2 protein-coding genes are annotated in these 19,800 nt (G+C 51.6%); both read left to right on the plus strand.

Annotation, left to right across the window (positions count from 1 at the left end):
• The first annotated feature begins 4 nt into the window (after nt 1–4).
• Complete coding sequence (locus ACR9Y8_RS25975) at nt 5–15,928, plus strand: non-ribosomal peptide synthase/polyketide synthase (RefSeq protein WP_481216173.1); 15,924 nt, start codon at nt 5–7, stop codon at nt 15,926–15,928.
• A gap of 20 nt (nt 15,929–15,948) precedes the next feature.
• Nucleotides 15,949–19,782, plus strand: a complete 3,834-nt coding sequence (locus ACR9Y8_RS25980; protein WP_481216174.1) for an amino acid adenylation domain-containing protein — start codon at nt 15,949–15,951, stop codon at nt 19,780–19,782.
• Nucleotides 19,783–19,800: the final 18 nt, after the last annotated feature.

The following is a 19,800-nucleotide window of genomic DNA, read 5'->3' on the forward strand; positions in this document are numbered from 1 at the left end:
ACCCATGAACCAAATATTGATCGCCGAGTTCGAAAAAATAGTGCACACCTTTCCGGACAAGATCGCCATTGAGGAAGAGGGACAGCAGGTTAACTACCAGGTGCTGAATGAGCGCTGCAACAAGCTGGCCTGGGCCATGGACGCTATCGGCGTAACGCATGATGCTATTGTATCTGTAATTATACCTTCATCTGTTAACCTGGTCACTTCCCTGTTGGCCGTGCTGAAGGCCGGCGGCATCTACCTGCCGGTAGACCTGGCCTTTACGGAAAAGCGTATTGCACAGATATTTGGTCAGACGGAATGTCAATTCATCCTCACCACCACTGTACTGAAAGAAGAAGTGTGCGCGTTGATCAGCAAGCTCGCACTCTCTGTAAGCTATGTGCTGGTGCTGGATGAAAAGGGAGCTTTATGCGAATGCCTGAACTACGGAACCGGAACCGCCCTGCCGGATGGGAATATCTCCAACAAGAACCCTGACGCCAGGATACTGCCGGAAGACAGCTGTTATATATTCTATACCTCTGGTTCTACCGGTGAAGCCAAAGCTTTCCTGGGCATACATAAAAGCCTCCATCATTTTATCGCATGGGAACGTAAGGAATTTAATATTGATCATAACATCCGTGTAAGCCAGCTCACACAAACCACCTTTGATGCTTCTTTAAGGGATATTTTTGTGCCCCTGACCAGTGGCGGTACCTTATGCATACCGCCGGCGGGCTACCGTTCCAATATTGTTAAGCTGGTGGAATGGATCGAACAGGCACAGGTACAGCTAATCCATTGCGTGCCCTCCCTGTTCCGCTTGCTGATCAAGGAAATCAGCGCTGCTTCGAAGCAGCAAACCTATTTCCCTGCATTAAAGCATGTGCTGATGGCAGGTGAAATACTGTATGGCCGCGATGTGCAGAACTGGCAGAAAGTAGCAGGCAAGCATACGGAGATCGTGAACCTCTATGGTACATCAGAAACTACCCTGGCCAAAACCTTTCACCGCGTAAAAGGCGTGCCCGAAGATCCTGCACAGGCCCTGCATGTGGGCAAGCCCATAGAAGGCGCATTCATTGCCATTATCAACAGCGCCGGTAAGCTGTGCCGCATCGGCGAGATCGGTGAGATCTATATTAAAACACCCTTTATGACCAAAGGGTATTTTAAGAATGAAGCGCTCACCAATAAAGTGTTTGTACAGAACCCCCTGCTGACGGAGAAAGATATTATTTATAAGACCGGTGACCTGGGACGTTACCTGGCGGACCGCAGTGTGGAAGTGCTGGGCCGCCTGGACGATCAGGTAAAGATCAACGGTATACGTGTGGAGCTGGCCGAGATCAAACAGGCTGTGCTGGCAAAGGAAGGAGTGAATGAAGCATTCATCACTACACATAAGAACCGTGACAGCCAGCTGGAACTGATCTGCTACTATATAGGCAAGGAGGTAAGCACCGCTGAGCTGCGCGCCTCTTTACAGACAAACCTGAATGAAAACCTGATCCCTTCCTATTTTATCGCCATGGAAGAATTTCCGCTTACCCTCAACGGAAAGGTGGATAAAAAGGCATTACCCCTGCCGGATAATATGGTGATCAGCGACGAAGACTATGAAGCGCCGCAGGGAGAGCTGGAAGCTGCGCTGGAGGCCATTTACCGTGAGGTGTTGGGATTGAAGCGCGTAGGCCGTAAGGTATCTTTCTTCAGTATTGGCGGTACTTCACTGAAAGCGATGCAGGTAATATCCAGGATCTACAAGGCCCTGGATGTATCCCTGAAGATCGCGGACATTTTTTCCAATCCTACTGTAGCAAAACTGTCAGTGGTAGTAGCGGCTGGTCGCCAAAAAACTTATGAAAGCATTACCCCGCTGCCCTTGCAGGAGGATTACGCATTGTCGCATGCACAACAGCGTTTATGGGTGCTTGATAAACTGGAGCAGGAGCAGGTGGCTTATAATATGTCAACCGCGGTAGCACTGAAAGGCGTACTGAACCGCGCTGCATTTGCCGCTGCACTGGATACGCTGGTGGAACGGCATGAAAGCCTGAGAACCGTATTTGTTACGGTAGAGGGATCGCCCAGGCAGCGTATACTAAGCATGCCGGAGGCGGGATTTAGCCTGCAGTATGAAAACCTGCAGCCACTGCCTTCCCGCGAAGAAAGGTTGCAACAACGTATACAACAAGATACCGCTACGCCTTTTGACCTGGTCCGTGGCCCCTTGTTCAGGGCGAGCCTCTTGCAGGCAGACAGCGACGAATATGTGTTTGTATATACCATGCATCATATTATTTCTGATGGCTGGTCTATGGAAGTATTGATCAGTGAATTGATCACACTTTATAATGCTTATAGCAGGCAGGCAGAGAACCCTCTGGCGCCGCTAAGCATTCAATACAAGGATTATGCAGCCTGGCAGCAAAACCTGCAGGGCAATGAGGAGATGGAAGCTGCCCGCCGTTATTGGCTGGAACAATTTGCGGATACTCCGCCGGTGTTGGAACTACCTGCAGACAAGCCCCGGCCTGCCCGGAAAACATATGCAGGCGATCATATCCGTTTTGCATGGAGCGCTCAGCTGACAAGCGAATTGAAAGCACTGGCAGATAAACATGAAGCCAGTTTGTACATGGTATTGCTGTCGGCAGTATATACTTTGCTATATCGTTATACCGGGCAGGCAGATATGGTGATAGGAACGCCGGTAAGCGGCCGTGAGCGGGAAGAGCTGGAAAACCAGATCGGGTTTTTCGTTAATACACTGGCCCTGAGAGCAAGGATAGGAGCAGCTGACGATTTTTCCGGGCTGCTGCAACAGGTAAAAACAACTACTGTCAATGCATACACGCACCAGTATTATCCCTTTGATCTGCTGGTAGACGAGCTGGCCCTGGAAAGAGACCTGAGCCGCAGTCCCCTGTTTGATGTAATGGTGGCCTTGCAGAATATCAGCCTGAATACCATCAGCGCCAGGGCGGTAGCTGGCATAGCGGTGACGCCCTTAGTGGCAGATGCACCCGCCAGCAAGTTTGACCTCTTATTTAATTTCAGTGAACATGAAGAACAGCTGCATGGGTTTGTGCAGTATAATACCGACCTGTTTAGCCCTGAACGTATAGAACGCCTGATAGGCCATCTGCAGGCGCTGGTAGCGGCGGTAACGCAGGCTCCGCATCTCCCGCTCAACAAACTGGAGTACCTGTCGGCAACAGAGAAAGAACAGCTGCTGGTCGACTTCAATGATACAGAAGTGCCTTATCCGCACGACCAGACATTAACAGACCTCTTTGAAGCGCAGGTCTTAGCGCAACCGGATAAAACAGCCATTGTATTTGAAGACCGCACACTCACTTACCGCCAGTTAAATGAAAAGGCAAACCAGCTGGCGCATTACCTGGATGCACATTACCAGCTGCAGCCTGATGACCTGGTAGCACTGATGATGGAACGCTCAGAATGGATGACCGTTGCCATCATGGCAGTACTGAAGGCAGGCGCTGCTTATGTGCCGATTGATCCCGCTTATCCTGAAGACAGGAAACAATATATTTTACAGGATACCCAGGCGAAAGTTATTATAACAGATGAACTGATCGGAGCTTTGCTGCCTGCACTGGAAAGCTGGGGTCATACCAACCCCGGTAAATGCAATGATGTACAGCAACTGGCTTATATCATTTATACCTCCGGCTCTACCGGTCAGCCTAAAGGCGCCATGCTGGCGCACCAGGGAGTGGTGAACCGGGTACACTGGATGCAGCGCCAGTACCACTTTACCACTGATGATGTGGTGTTGCAGAAAACACCATATGTGTTTGATGTATCTGTATGGGAGTTCTTTATGCCGCTGTGTTACGGCGGTACGCTGGTAGCCTGCTCCAAAGACGTGATCTATGACCCAGCCCTGCTGGTAGATACCATTGAGCAGCGGGGTATTACCCATATTCATTTTGTGCCCGGCATGTTCGGGGTCTTCCTGCAGGCGCTGGATGCCGGAAAGGCGGCCCGCCTGCATTCTCTGAAGCATATCCATTGCAGCGGCGAAGCGCTGAAGCCGGAGCATGTGAGGCAACATCACGCCTTGCTGCATTGCCAGCTGAATAACCTGTATGGGCCTACAGAAGCTTCGGTAGATGTTAGTTATTATACCACGCAGGCCGGAGATACGGTAGTGCCTATCGGGAAACCGATCGATAATATCCAGCTGTATGTGCTGGATCAGCAATTGCACCTGCAGGCCATTGGTATACCCGGTGAGCTGTATATAGGAGGCGTGGGCCTGGCCAAAGGTTACCTGAACAAACCATCGCTTACTGCCGAAAGGTTTATTGATCATCCCTTCTGGCCCGGCGAAAAACTGTATAAGACAGGCGACGTAGCCCGCTGGCTGCCGGATGGGAATATTGAGTATTTAGGAAGAAGCGATTTCCAGGTGAAGATCAGGGGCTTCCGCATAGAGCCGGGAGAAATAGAAAATGTGATCAAACAATACAAAGGAGTAGGAGAGGCGCTGGTATTGCCGGGAGAAGATGCGAATGGCGATAAATACCTGGCCGCTTATTTTACAGCAGCTGAAAACCCCGACCTGGCGCAGCTAAGAGGCTTCATCAGGGACCGGCTCCCTGAGTACATGATGCCCGCTTACTTCATTACGCTGGATGCATTTCCGGTGAATGCGAACGGTAAGATAGACCGGAAGGCATTGCCGGATCCTGTACAGGCGCTTCCCCCCTCCGGTGGCTATGTAGCCCCCCGTAATGAGATGGAAAGCGCGCTGGTGGAGATATGGGAAGAAGTACTAGGCCGTAGCCAGGTAGGTATAAACGATCATTTCTTTGAAATAGGAGGTAACTCTTTAAACGCTACCAAGGTAGTATTCCGCATAGCCCGCGCGTTGGGACTGGATGTTCCATTAAAGCGCATTTTTGAGCACCCTACTGTTGCAACGCTGGCAGCTGCCATTACAGCTACCAGTGAGCAGCAGGACGTGCTGGTGGCCCTGGCGCCGCAGCCGCATTATGCGCTATCGCATGGACAAAAACGCCTGTGGGTGCTGGACCAGTTCGAAGAAAACCAAATATCCTACATTATCCCGGAAGTATATATACTGAAAGGAGACCTGAACAGGCACGCATTTGAACAGGCGTTTATGAGCCTGGTAACGCGGCATGAAATATTGCGCACCACCTTTGCACAGGTGGATGGGGAGCCGCGGCAGTTTGTGCATGCAATGGACGCCTATCCCTTCGGCATAGCGTTTATTGACAAGAGAGGGATGTCGCGCCAGGAAGCGGTGGAGTATGCCCATGCGGCTGCCCATACCTCCTTTGACCTGCAGCAGGGGCCTTTGCTGAAAGCACAGTTGATACAGTTTGATGAGCAGCAGTATGTGTTCCTCTTCATAATGCACCATATCATTTTTGACGGATGGTCTATATCGGTTATGCTGGAAGAGATCATGGCGATGTACAAAGCTTATGCTGCAGGTAAAGCATCTACGCTGGCTCCGCTCGATATACAGTACAAAGATTATGCAGCATGGCAGCATAAGCAGCTGGAAGGTCCCAAAGCAGATCAGGCACGTAACTATTGGCGTACGCAGTTGCAGGGAGCGCTGCCGGTGCTGAACCTGCCGCTGGACTATCCCAGGCCCCCCTTCATGACTTCCAATGGAAACGTGCAGAAGAAGATCATTGAACCAACATTGTATAAAGCGATAAAGGAACTGGGACAGCAACACGGCGCCAGCCTGTTCATTACCCTCTTGGCTGCTGTAAAAGCCCTCTTGTACCGCTATACCGGGCAGGAAGATATCATCATAGGATTCCCGGTTACGGGCAGGGATCATCATCAGCTGGAACACCAGATTGGTTTCTATGTAAACACACTGGTGGTACGTTCCCAGCTGGATGGTACTGCTGCTTTTGACGCTTTGCTGCAACAGGTACGGGAGCATACGGTTGCTGCTTACGAATATCAGCATTATCCTTTTGATAAGTTGATAGGCGAGCTGGAACTGCCAAGGGATCTGAGCCGCTCCCCCTTGTTCGATGTAATGGTATCACTGGCGCAGGCTGTTCAAAGGGTAGCCGCAGTACAGGAAGAAACAGGCCTTGAGCTGGAAGCGCATACCGCCAATGTAGCGATTAGCAAGCTGGATTTGTCTTTTGATTTTCATGATAATGGTGAAAGCCTGGTGCTTTGCCTGGAATACAATACAGATCTTTTCCGCCCTGAGCGTATTGCGGGCATGCTGGAGCACTTCGTTTGCCTGTTGCAATCTGTAACAGCCAACAGTAACATCAGCCTGGATAAGATGGAATTGTTGGGTGAAGCAGAGCAACACCGTTTATTATACACCTTTAACGATACGGCTGCTGAAACGCCGGTACAACAATCTATCCTGGAGCTTTTTGAAGAACAGGTGGCGCTACGCCCCGATGCCACTGCGGTGGTATATGGCGATACGGTGTTAACCTATGAAGAACTGAACGATGCGGCAAACCAGCTGGCGCATTACCTGCTGGCCCGTTATCATGTGCAGCCGGACGACAGGATCGGTATCATGGTACAGCGTTCAGAAAAAATGCTGGTATACCTGCTGGGCATACTGAAGGCAGGCGCTGCGTATGTACCGGTTGATCCCGCCTATCCGCAGGAGCGCGTGCGCTATATGATAGGAGACAGTGGTATGAAGATACTGCTGACGGATCAGCAGCTGGACCCCGTTATACAATCGCTGACGGCCCAGGTGATCAATCCTGCGCTGGAAGGAGATGAGATCCGCATGTATAAGACAGCCGCGCCGGAGCTTACTATTACCGGCAACCAACTGGCTTATGTGATCTATACATCAGGTTCTACCGGCCAGCCTAAAGGTGTGATGGTAGAACATGACAGCCTGCTGAACATTGCATTGGGCTGGAGAACGGATTATAGGCTGGATATCTTTGAAGTGCATTTGCTGCAGATGGCCAGTATTTCCTTCGATGTGTTCTGTGGCGACGTGTGCCGTGCTTTATTGAACGGTGGCAGCATGGTAATTGTACCAGCCGGTGTGCACATGGACACAGCAGCCTTGTATCAGCTGATGCAAACACATGCCATTAACATATTTGAATCTACACCGGCCCTCGTGGTGCCACTCATGGACCATATCTATGAACAGCAGCTGGATATCAGTTTCATGAAGCTGCTCATACTGGGATCGGATGTTTGCCCGGTAAGCGACTTTCGCCGCCTGCAGGAACGCTTTGGCAGTCAGCTGCGCATTATCAATAGCTACGGTACTACGGAAACTACTATCGACGCTTCCTTCTATGAAGCGCCCCTGGCAGCATTGCCGTCAGCCGGTCATGTACCTGTTGGCAAGCCAATGCGTAATACCCGTTATTATGTACTGGACAAGTACCGGCAATTATTGCCCATCGGTATCACCGGGGAGCTTTATATCGGCGGTGCAGGGGTAGCCCGCGGATACCTGGACCGTCCGGCGCTCACCGCCGAACGTTTTATCAGCAATCCTTTTGCAAAGGATGAGCGCATGTACAAAACAGGGGACATGGCCAGCTGGCTGCTGGATGGCAACCTCTTATTTGCCGGTCGTAATGACCTGCAGGTAAAGCTGCGCGGTTACCGCATTGAACCGGGAGAAATAGAAAGTACGTTACGGCAGCATACTGCTGTTACACAGGCAGTGGTTACGTTGAAAGGTGCTGCGGCTGATTGTCAGCTGCTGGTGGCCTACTACACCGCGGATGCGGAAGTTGCTGCACAGGAGCTGAGAGAATGGCTGAATGCCCGCCTGCCACATTATATGGTACCGGATGTACTCATGTACCTGGAAGCATTGCCGCTTACCGTGAATGGTAAAATAGATTATAAGGCCTTACCGGATGTTACTGTCCTTGATAATACTGCCACGTATATTGCACCGCGTACCAGGCTGGAAATGCAGCTGGTGGAGATCTGGGAAGAAGTGCTGGGCCGCAGTGGCATTGGCGTGAGGGATAACTTTTTCGAGATCGGCGGTCATTCCCTGAAGGCTACCCGCATGCTTTCGCAGCTACATAAAACTTTGCAGCTGCGTACAGATCTGCGTACCATCTTTTCCCATCCGAGTATCGAATCACTGGCTGCGGCTATCAGCGCCTTACCGGGCAACCCTTACAGCGCTATTGAGCCGGTAGCAGAACAGGAGCATTACGATCTGTCGCATGCACAAAAACGCTTGTGGATCCTGGACCAGCTGGAAGAAGAACAATTCGCCTATAATATCCCGGCCGCTTTTGAATTGAGCGGCGCGCTGGACCTGGCAGCCTTCTCCAAAGCGCTGGAAACACTGGTAGCCCGTCATGAAAGCCTGAGAACAGTGTTCCGCGAAGTAGAAGGCGCGCCTAAACAGATGATACAGGATTTTGCTGCGGCTGGATTTGCATTGCAATATGAAGACCTGAGAAAGGTAGCAGACAGGCAAGCATTGGCAGAGCAGGCAGCAGCACAGGAAGCGGTTCAGCCTTTCGTGCTGGCAGAAGGCCCCTTGCTGCGTGCAAGATTGCTGCAACTGGAAGATGAGCGTTATATTTTCCTGTTCACTACCCATCATATTATCTCTGATGGCTGGTCGATGGTGGTGATGGTGCGTGAGCTGATCGCTTTGTATCAGTCATATAAAAACGGAGCATCACACCAGTTGGCGCCATTGCACATTCAATATAAAGATTATGCCGCCTGGCAGCAGGAGCAGTTAAGCGGAGACCACGTATCAGCGCACCAATCCTGGTGGAGAGGAAAATTCAGCGGTACTATACCGGTACTGGAATTATATCCTGATTATCCCCGTCCGGCAGCGAAGACTTATAACGGCGATAGCTATACCTTTAAGCTGGACCCCTCATTGCAGGCCGCATTAAATGAGCTGGGCACGCAACAGGGCGCCAGTTTATTCATGACCCTCCTGGCGGCTGTAAAAGCCTTGTTGTACCGCTACAGCGGGCAGACCGATATTGTGATCGGTTCTCCGGTAGCCGGCCGTGATCACAACGACCTGGAACAACAGGTAGGATTTTATGTGAACACACTGCCTTTACGTACACAATTTGCCCCAACAGATGATTTTATCAGCCTGCTGCAGAAAGTGAAAGACACTACCCTGGGCGCTTATGACCACCAGTTATATCCCTTCGATCGTTTGGTGGATGACCTGGATCTTGACAGAGACCTGAGCCGCAGTCCGCTGTTTGATGTGATGGTTACCTTGCAGCACGCGGATGCAGACGATATCAGCAGCCTGGAAGGCTTGTCTGTTAAAACACATCGTGTAAGCACGGGTGTCAGCAAATTTGACCTTACGTATAATTTCAGTGTGCTGGAAACAGGACAGCTGCTGGTAGAGATTGAATACAATACTGACCTGTTCAGCACTGCACGCATAGAAAGAATGGGCGCCCACCTGCGCGGATTATTACAGGCTGTATTAAACAATGCGGCTACGCCGCTTGGCAGGCTGGAATACCTGGGCGCTGAAGAGCAACAACAACTGTTGCATGGGTTTAATGATACGGCATTTGCATTAGCGCCTGGTGCACATACCCTGGTGAGCCTGTTTAGTGAACAGGTGCAACGCCAGCCGGACGCCGTCGCCATACAGCTGGCAGGCCAGTCGCTTACTTACCGCGAGCTGGATGAACAGTCTAACCAGCTGGCGCATTACCTGCAACGCAAAGGCGTATATGTAGAAACGCTGGTGCCGCTTTGTATTGAACGTTCCCTGCAGATGGTGGTTGGCATACTCGGTGTGCTCAAGGCGGGCGGCGCTTACGTGCCCATTGCGCCGGACTATCCGCCGGCACGTATTGCCTATATGCTGGAAGACACCGGCGCTTCCTTAATGCTCAGCAGCAGCCAATACAGCGCTGCACTGAAGGAGATCACCACCATTGATATCATTGCCCTGGATGAAGATGAACTGCTGATCAGCGCCTGTAGCAAGGCTGCACCGCTCTATGTGCCTGCGCCGGATCACCTGGCTTATGTGATCTATACTTCCGGCTCTACCGGGCAGCCCAAAGGCGTAATGGTAGAACACAGGAATGTGGCGGCATTGCTAATGGGCATGGGCAATCGCCTGGGCTTGCAAGGGGGCATGAAGCTGGCGGCAACTACGAATTATACTTTTGATATTTCTGTACTGGAGCTCTTGGGCGGCCTCGCTATCGGCGGCAGCTTGTACCTGGTAACAGACAATGACCCGGTGCATATCCTGCAACTGGTAGCCGCCCGTACCATTCATGCCCTGCAATGCACACCCTCCAGGCTCAACCAGCTGTTGGAACTGGGCGGTGTGGAGGCCTTACGGCCGTTGCAAGTACTACTGGTAGGAGGGGAAGCGATGAGCAGCTCCTTATACAACAAGCTCAGGCAGCTGACCGGTACACAGGTGATCAACGCTTACGGGCCTACGGAAACCACGATCTGGAGCACCGCCCTGGATATTCATGAAAGCAAAGGCTTGTCCATAGGCAGCCCCTTGCCCAACGAGCAGGTGTATGTTCTCGATAAAGACCAGCAGCCGGCGCCAATAGGGGTAGCAGGAGAGATCTGCATTGCTGGTACGGGAGTGACCCGTGGTTACCTGTACAGGCCTGAGTTGAGTGCGCAGAAATTTCTGCAGCATCCTTTCAGTAGTGATCCGGCTGCACGTTTGTACCGCACCGGCGACCTGGGAAGATGGCTGCCCGATGGCACCATTGCATACATCGGCAGAATGGATGAGCAGGTAAAGATACGCGGGTACCGTATAGAACTGGGAGAAATAGAAAAGACACTATTGCAGCACCCCGCTGTTAATGAAGCCGCTGTGCTTGTAAAGAAAGGACGGGATGAACAGCCTTACCTGGCAGCTTATTTTACCGCCACTGCTGCCCTTGATGTAGCCAGCCTGCGGGAGCACCTCGCAAGCGCATTGCCCGCCTATATGATACCGGAAGCTTTTGTGAAAATGGAAGCCATGCCGCTGAATGCCAGTGGTAAGCTGGATCGTAAAGCCTTACCGGAGCCTGCTCATACTGCTACCGGCAAAGCAGCCGGCTATGTTCCCGCCCGTACCAGGCTGGAAGCGCAGCTGGTGAAACTCTGGGAAGAAGTGCTGGGCCGTAGCGGTATTGGTATAAAAGATAATTTCTTCGAGATCGGTGGTCATTCCCTCAAAGCCACGCGGATCCTTTCCCTGCTGCATAAAACACTGCAGCTGCGTACGGATCTGCGCACCATCTTTTCAAACCCTACTATTGAAGCATTTGCTGCGGCGGTCAGCGATTTATCAGGCAACCGTTACAGGGCTATTGAACCGGTAGCAGCGCAGGCACATTACAATCTGTCTCATGCACAAAAGCGCTTGTGGATCCTGGACCTGCTGGAAGAAGAGCAATTCGCTTATAATATACCGGCAGCGTATGAGCTGAGCGGTGCTGTGAACCTGGTTGCATTCTCCAAAGCGCTGGAAACACTGGTGGCCCGTCATGAGAGCCTGAGAACGGTGTTCCGGGATGTGGAGGGAGAGCCAAAACAGCTGATCCTGGATATCGCTGCATGCGGCTTTGCATTAAGGTATGAAGACCTGAGAAAGGTAGCAGACAAAGACGTAGTGGCTGCCCAGGCAGCAGTGCAGGAGGCGGTGCAGCCTTTCGTGCTGGCGGATGGTCCCTTACTGCGGGCAAGGCTCTTACAGCTGGAAGATGAGCATTATGTCTTCCTGTTTACTACCCATCATATTATCTCTGATGGCTGGTCCATGGTGGTGATGATGCGTGAGCTGATCGGTTTGTACCAGTCATATAGCCGTGGGGAATCACATGCATTAGCGCCCTTACGCATTCAGTATAAAGATTATGCCGCCTGGCAGCAGGAGCAGTTAAGCGGTGACAATGTAGTAGCGCATCAGTCCTGGTGGCTGGAGAAATTCAGCGGTACCATTCCCCTGCTGGAACTGTACCCTGACTATGCCCGCCCGGCAGTGAAGACTTATGATGGCAACACTTATACGTTTAAGCTGGACGAGTCACTGCATAGTGGTTTACAGGAGCTGGGCATGCAACAGGGAGCCAGCTTATTCATGACCCTTCAGGCAGCTGTTAAAGCGCTGTTGTACCGTTACAGCGGGCAGACCGATATCGTGATCGGTTCTCCCGTGGCAGGCCGTGATCATAATGACCTGGAACAGCAGGTAGGGTTTTACGTGAACACACTGCCTTTACGTACACAGTTTGCTGCAACAGATGATTTCATCACCTTATTGCAGAAAGTAAAGGACAATACCCTGGGCGCTTATGATCATCAGGTATATCCCTTTGACCGTTTGGTGGATGACCTAAATCTTGACAGAGACCTGAGCCGCAGTCCGCTGTTTGATGTAATGGTCACTTTGCAGCATGCAGATGCGGAGGAAATCGGCAATGCGCCGGAAGGTTTATCCGTGAAGGCATATGGCGTAGAAAGCGGTGTGAGCAAGTTTGATCTTAGCTATCACTTTATAGTATTGCCAACAGGTTTACAGGTAGCAATTGAATACAATACCAATTTGTTTACCGCAGCGCGCATTGAGAGAATGGCTGCGCATTTGCAGGGATTATTACAATCAGTGCTGCAGGATGCCACTACGCCGCTGAACAGGATCGAATATCTGACGAGCACTGAAAAACAAGCGATCCTGTATGATTTTAACGATACGGTAGTGCCTTACAACAAGGAGCAAACCATGCATGGCCTGTTTGAAGAAAAAGTAACGCTGTTACCCGCGCATATCGCTTTGTGTCAGCACGGCAGGGAAATGTCGTATGAAATGCTGAACCATAAAGCCAATCGCCTGGCGCATTACCTGCTGGCCAATGGCGTGGAGAATGGAGATAATGTCGGTTTGATCGCCGGCCGTAATTTCAATATGATCATTGGATTGATGGCTATCCTCAAAGCCGGCGCTGCGTATGTGCCTATTGATCCGGTGTACCCTGTAGACAGGCAGCTGTATATTATGCAAAACTCCGGTGTAGCACTGGTGTTGGTAGACGAGGAGTATCCTGTTGCGACTGCATGTGACCAGATCCGGTTTATTGCTCTCTCAGATGAAACAATAGACAGCTATCCGCACAACAATCCGGGTATCAAAAAGAACTCTGCCGATCTGGCTTATACTATTTACACTTCCGGTTCTACCGGCCGTCCCAAAGGCGTAATGATCGCACATCATGCAGCCGTTAATCTCATTGCCTGGGTGAATAAGACGTATAACATCCATGAAAATGACCGGATGCTGTTCATCACCTCTATGTGCTTCGACCTCTCTGTGTACGACATCTTTGGCATCCTGGCCGCAGGTGGCACGGTGGTGATCGCCGAACAGGAGGAGGTAACGGATGTAGAGCGGCTGCAGCGGCTGATGCTGGAAGAGCGGATCACCTTCTGGGATGCGGTACCTACCACCATGCATTACCTGGTGAATGAGATCGAAGAATCCGGTTTGCCTTATCAGCAGCAGGATCTGAAAGTAGTGTTTATGAGTGGCGACTGGATACCGGTAGCCTTACCGCAGAAGATCAAACGGTATTTCCCGCAGGCGCAGGTGATCAGCCTGGGAGGCGCCACAGAAGGTACGGTATGGTCTAACTACTATCCGATCCTGCAGGATATGTCGGGCAGGGTGAGTGTGCCTTACGGCAAACCAATCGATAATAACTTCTTCTACATACTGGACGAGCACCTGAACCCGGTGCCGAAGGGTGTGGCTGGTGAGCTGTACATCGGTGGTGCAGGCGTGGCAGAAGGCTATGCCAACGATCCGGAGAAAACAGCCGCCTCTTTTGTTGCAGATCCTTTCAACCAGGAATTGGGCGGCAGGATGTACCGCACCGGCGACCTGGGCAGGATGCTGGAAGATGGCAACATGGAGTTTATGGGAAGAAAAGACCACCAGGTGAAGATCAGGGGATTCAGGATAGAGCTGGGCGAAATAAAGAATGTGCTGCTGCAGCATCCTGAGATCCGCGAAGCGGTAGTGATGGCAGAAGAAGATCAGTCGTACAATAAATACCTGCTGGCTTACCTGGTAAGCAATGAACAGCTGGACACCGGTAGCCTGAAGGCTTATCTTTCAAAACATTTACCGGATTACATGGTGCCTGCCTGCTTCATCATCCTCGAAGCATTGCCCTTGTCTTCCAACGGTAAGATCGATATGAAAGCATTGCCCCGCCCCGAACAGGGAACTTTGTCTACCGGCAGTGCATACACGGCGCCACGCAATGAGACCGAGACGGCGCTGGCCGCCATCTGGGAAGAGGTATTGGGAAGAACACCCATCGGCGTATACGATCACTTCTTTGAAACAGGCGGTCATTCCCTGAATGCCACCCGCATCATCTCCCGTATTGCCCGCCATATGCAGGTGAAGCTTGAACTGAGAAGCATCTTCCAGCATCCTACTATTGCGGCGCTGGCAGCAATGATACAACAGGCAACAAGGGCAGTGCAGGCAGCTATCACCCCGGTAGCGACACAGGAACATTATGAAGTATCGCATGCCCAGAAAAGACTTTGGTTGCTGGAGCAGTATGAAACAGGCACTGCTGCCTATCATATTCCCCGTGTACTAAAGATACAGGGCCGGCTGGATACAGCCGCGCTGCAGAAGGCCTTTGAAAGCCTGTTGCAGCGCCATGAAAGCCTGCGCACGGTATTCGTGCCCGTGCAGGGAATACCACGCCAGAAAGTACTGGACAGCAGCGCCGGGTTCAGGATCGCCTTTGCAGACCTACGGAAGGAACAGGATAAACACGGCCTGCTGAACAGGTTAATGATGGAGACCCTGAATCGTCCTTTTGACCTGGCCAATGATCTGCTGCTGCGCGTGGCATTGTTTCGCCTCGATGAACAGGAGCATGTGTTTGTAATGAACATGCATCACATCATTGCAGATGGCTGGTCGCTCGATGTGCTTACCAAAGAATGCCTCGCCTTCTATCAGTATCACGCGGATGGCACGCCGCATGGCCTGGCTCCGCTGAAAGTACAATACAAGGACTACAGCGCCTGGCATAATGCGCTGCTGAAAGCGCCGGAAGCGGCACAGCATCAGCAATACTGGAAGGAACGCTTTGCAGGTGAGGTGCCGGTGCTGCAGTTCCCCACAGATCATCCCAGGCCCGCGCTTAAAACCTATAATGGTAATGAGCTGAGCTTTGAGGTAACAGCAGCGCTGAGCGACAAACTGCATAAGCTGGCCACACGTAATGGCGCCAGTTTGTTCATGACCTTACTTGCAGCTGTAAAAGTGCTGTTGTACCGCTTCTCAGAGCAGGAAGATCTTGTGGTGGGCTCTATACATGCAGGCAGGGAACATGGCGACCTGGAGGATCAGATCGGCTTCTATGTAAATACGCTGGCACTGCGCACGCTGGTACAGGCGGATGACAACTTCCTGCAGGTGCTTGATAAAGTAAAAGCATCCACCCTCGGCGCTTATGAGCACCAAAGCTATCCCTTCGACCAGCTGGTGACTGAACTGGGCCTGGGCAGGGATAAGAGCCGGCATCCGCTGTTTGATATCTATGTGGACCTGCTGAATATAAGCGCTATGCCGGCCCGATCTGCCAGTGCAGATGGCCTGCAGCTGGCAGCACTGAACATCGGCGCTCCTGTCAGCAAATACGATCTCTCTTTCCGCTTCTATGATGCCGGTAGCACCATCACGGCTATCATCGAATACAATACCGACTTGTTTGAACCCGCTACCATCAGCCTGGTACAGCATGCCTTCCTGGAAATAGTGGAGCAGGCAACCAGCCGCCCCCATGAACGGATCGGCACTGCATTACCCGAGAATGGAGCCACAGCTTCAGATAAGGCCATGGCCGGTGCTTTCAATTTTAATTTTTAATCACCTTTCAATGCTTTCATATGCAAACAGTCACTAAAACACATTTCATGTCGCCGGAGTACAGATCCTCCCGTGCCTTCTGGAAGAACAGGCTGGAACAGGTGAATGAGGCATTTAGTTTCCGGCAGCTTCGTTCCGCTGTCATAACAGCGAAGGAACCGGTTGTCCGCTACGACCATACGCTGAGCCAAGATGTTTATCAATCCATCAACACTAAAATGGGAGATAATGACACAGGAATTTTCGTATACCTGCTGGCTGCTGCTGGCGTGCTGCTCAGAAAGTATAGCGGCAACCAGACCCCTATCATTAACAGCCCCGCATATGCGCTGGGGAACAACGGCCAGGCGCATTTACCTTTGGTGCCGCTGGTGCTTCGCCCCGCCGAAACCATACAGCGCTACCTGTCCGGCGTAAAGGAAATGGTAAGGGAAAGCTACAGCCACCAGGATTTTCCGCTGCAGCTGCTCGATAATCGCTTCGCAACCTATAGCAATGTGCTGATCAGCTCCGAAGCGATACATCTTCCGGTAGCACCAGCCGTTCCGCACGACCTGGAGATCAGTATCTGCAGGAACGAAGGGCTCCACATCAGCTGCAGCTACCAGCCTGCTGCTTTTGAAGCCGGCTTTATACGCAATATGTGCGCACACCTGGAGCAGGTATTGCGGGCCTTTGCAAAGCCCCGTGCGCACCTGGCAGATATTGATATATTACCTGCTGCTGAAAGGGAACAGCTGTTAGTTCATTTTAACCAGACAGCTATCGGGGGCGCTGCTTACACTTTCCAGGAACTGTTTGAACGACAGGTGAAGAAAACGCCTTATGCCAGCGCCGTGGTGTTTGAAGACACTAGTCTTAGCTACCAGGAACTAAATGAGCAGGCCAATACATTGGCCCACCATTTAAAGGAAGTGCATGCCATCGCCCCTAATGACAGGGTAGGACTGCTGTTGAACCGTTCAGAGAGAATGATCATCGCACTGCTGGGCATACTAAAGAGCGGCGCTGCTTTTTTACCTGTTGATACCAGTACGCCGGCAGGCCGTATCAGCGGCATCCTGCAGGATGCAGGTGTACGCCTGTTACTGACAGACAGTGATCAGTCGCAGCACTATACAAATTTTGCCGGTACCAGTATCCTGCTGGATGAGCAATTGGCAGCATTGCCGCAAAGAAAAGAAAACCCTGAACAGACGGCAACGCCCGCAAACCTGGCCTATGTGCTTTATACTTCCGGCTCCACCGGTAAACCCAAAGGCGTGATGGTAGGGAACGATAATCTTTGTCATTATGTGCAATGGGCCAACCGGTACTACTTTGATAATATACTCGGCAAAATTTTTGCCCTGTGCACGAATATTTCTTTTGACCTGACTATCACCAGCATTTTTACCACCCTGCTGCGTGGCGACCAGCTGTATGTATGCGCTAACAAAGATATCGGTGATCTGTTACTGGAGCTGTTCAGCGGAAAGACAGGCGTGAACACCGTCAAGCTGACCCCTGCACATATTAGCATGCTGAGCGCCCTGCCTTTGCAGACAACGGCCATTCAGCATGTGATCCTGGGAGGAGAGACTCTCACCGCTTTCCAGGTAAAAACCTTGCAACGTTTAAACCCGGATATAAACATCTATAACGAATACGGTCCTACGGAGATCACTGTCGGTTGTACCATTAAAAAAGTGAATGATACCGCCACGGACCTCGCCACCGTTGGAAAGCCCATCGCCAATACACAGGTATACATCCTGGACGGATCACTGGAATTATTGCCTGCCGGAGTGATCGGGGAGATCTGTATCGGTGGCAAGGGCGTGACGAAAGGATACCTGCACCGCGACGACCTTACCCGCGAAAAATTTGTAGATGATCCTTTTGCTAAGGATGGGGGGAAGATCTATCGCACCGGTGATCTGGGCAGATGGACGGAAGAAGGGGAGCTGGTATTCCTGGGCCGCCGTGATAACCAGGTGAAGATCCGCGGCTACCGTGTAGAGCTGGGTGAGATAGAAACAGCGCTGCTGGATTATCCCGGCATTAAAGACGCCGTGGTGATGGCGATTGGACAGGAGCAGGGAAACGCCAGCCTGGCTGCCTGGTTCATTGCACAGGAAAGGGTAGATGTCGCACAGTTAAAGACAGTACTGGCAAACAGCTTACCGGCGTATATGATCCCCACCTGCTTTACGCAGATGGACAGTTTCCCCGTGAACGCGAATGGTAAAGTAGAACGTGCAGCACTGCCTTTGCCAGGCAACGCGCGTTGCCGTATTGCTTACGAAGCGCCGGCTACTGCCGTGGAGGCGTTGCTGGTACAGGCATTTCAGCAGGTGCTGGATAAAGAGCAGATAGGCGTACTGGACGACTTTTTTGAAACGGGAGGCGACTCTATCAAAGCCATGCAGATCGCTTCGCAGCTGTATGAAGCAGGTTACCGGCTGGAGGTGAGGAATATCCTGGCCAATCCTACCATCCGGCAGCTGGCGCCGGTGATCAAACCGCTCGACAAACAGGCCAACCAGCATATGATCACCGGAGAGCTGCCACTAACGCCTATCCAGCTACAGTTCTTTGATTTTCCCCGCAAGGCATATCACCATTTCAATTTTGGATTATTGTTCTTTTCAGCAGACCGCCTGGATGAAGCGATGCTCAGGGCCGTTTTTTCAAAGCTGCAGGAACATCATGATGCCTTAAGGATCACTTTTGATACAACAGGCCCGCAGGTCATACAATATAATCACGGTCGTGGTTTTCCGCTCTCGCTGGAAGTATATGATTACCTGTCTTTACCAAACGGCGTGGCAGAGATGAGCCGCAGGATCACCAGCATGCAGGGAGAGATAGATCTTCGTAACGGGCCATTGCTGAAGCTGGGCTTATTCCAGCTGGCAGACGGCGACCGCCTTGCTATGATCGTGCATCATCTTGTCATGGATGTGGTATCGCTGCGGATCATTTTCGAAGACCTTGGCACCCTGTTCCGGCAATATACCCAGGGAAGGCCCCTGTCTTTGCCTAAAAAGACAGACGCCTTCAAAGTCTGGTCTGAAGAGCTGCAGGTCTATGCCAACAGTCCTGTCTTTTTGCAGGAGCTCTCTTACTGGAAAAAGCTGCTTTCAAAAAGAACAGCCACTGTCCTGCCGGATGTTCCCCAAGGCAGCAACCTGGTGAAGGACAGCGTTTCGCAGGACATCTCACTGGGCATCTCTGCAACGGAGCTGCTGCTCACGGCAGTTAACAGCCGTTTCAATACCGAGATCAACGATATCCTGCTTACCGCGCTGGCATTGAGCATGGAGCAAACCTTCGGTCTACGGACCTGCATGGTGCTGATGGAAGGTCATGGAAGAGAAAGTATCCTGGATGGAGTGAATGTAAACCGCACCGTCGGATATTTTACTTCTGTTTACCCGGTGATCATTACAGCCGCAGGCGATGACCTGAGCGCTGTTATTGAACAGAACCGGCAATGGATACATGACATACCCAATAAGGGGGTAGGCTATGGCATACTGAAATACCTGACCGCAGCGGAACATAAGCAGGGGATAGACCTTGGTAAGTCGCCACAAGTGGTGTTCAACTATTTCGGACAGCTGGACCAGGATTTTGCGCAGGTACCTTTCCGCTTCTCAAAGGAAGGCACCGGTGAGATCCAGGATGTGCAGGAGCAACGTGAACATGAACTGTACATTACCGGCGTGGTAGAAGGCCGCGAATTCTCCCTGCGGGTAGAATACAGCGGCGCGCGCTTCCATGCTGCCACCATTGCTGCTTTCCTTGAAAATTATAAACTGGCCCTGCATGCTGTTATTGAGCATTGCTGTGCTGCTGTCGCTGTGTAAACGTTAAAAAGTTATCGT

Source organism: Chitinophaga sp. SVR4-12A (assembly GCF_056754765.1).

Coding starts and splice junctions, on each gene's coding strand:
- ACR9Y8_RS25975 (WP_481216173.1), top strand. CDS start 5: ATGAACCAAATATTGATCGCCGAGTTCGAAAAAATAGTGCACACCTTT.
- ACR9Y8_RS25980 (WP_481216174.1), top strand. CDS start 15,949: ATGCAAACAGTCACTAAAACACATTTCATGTCGCCGGAGTACAGATCC.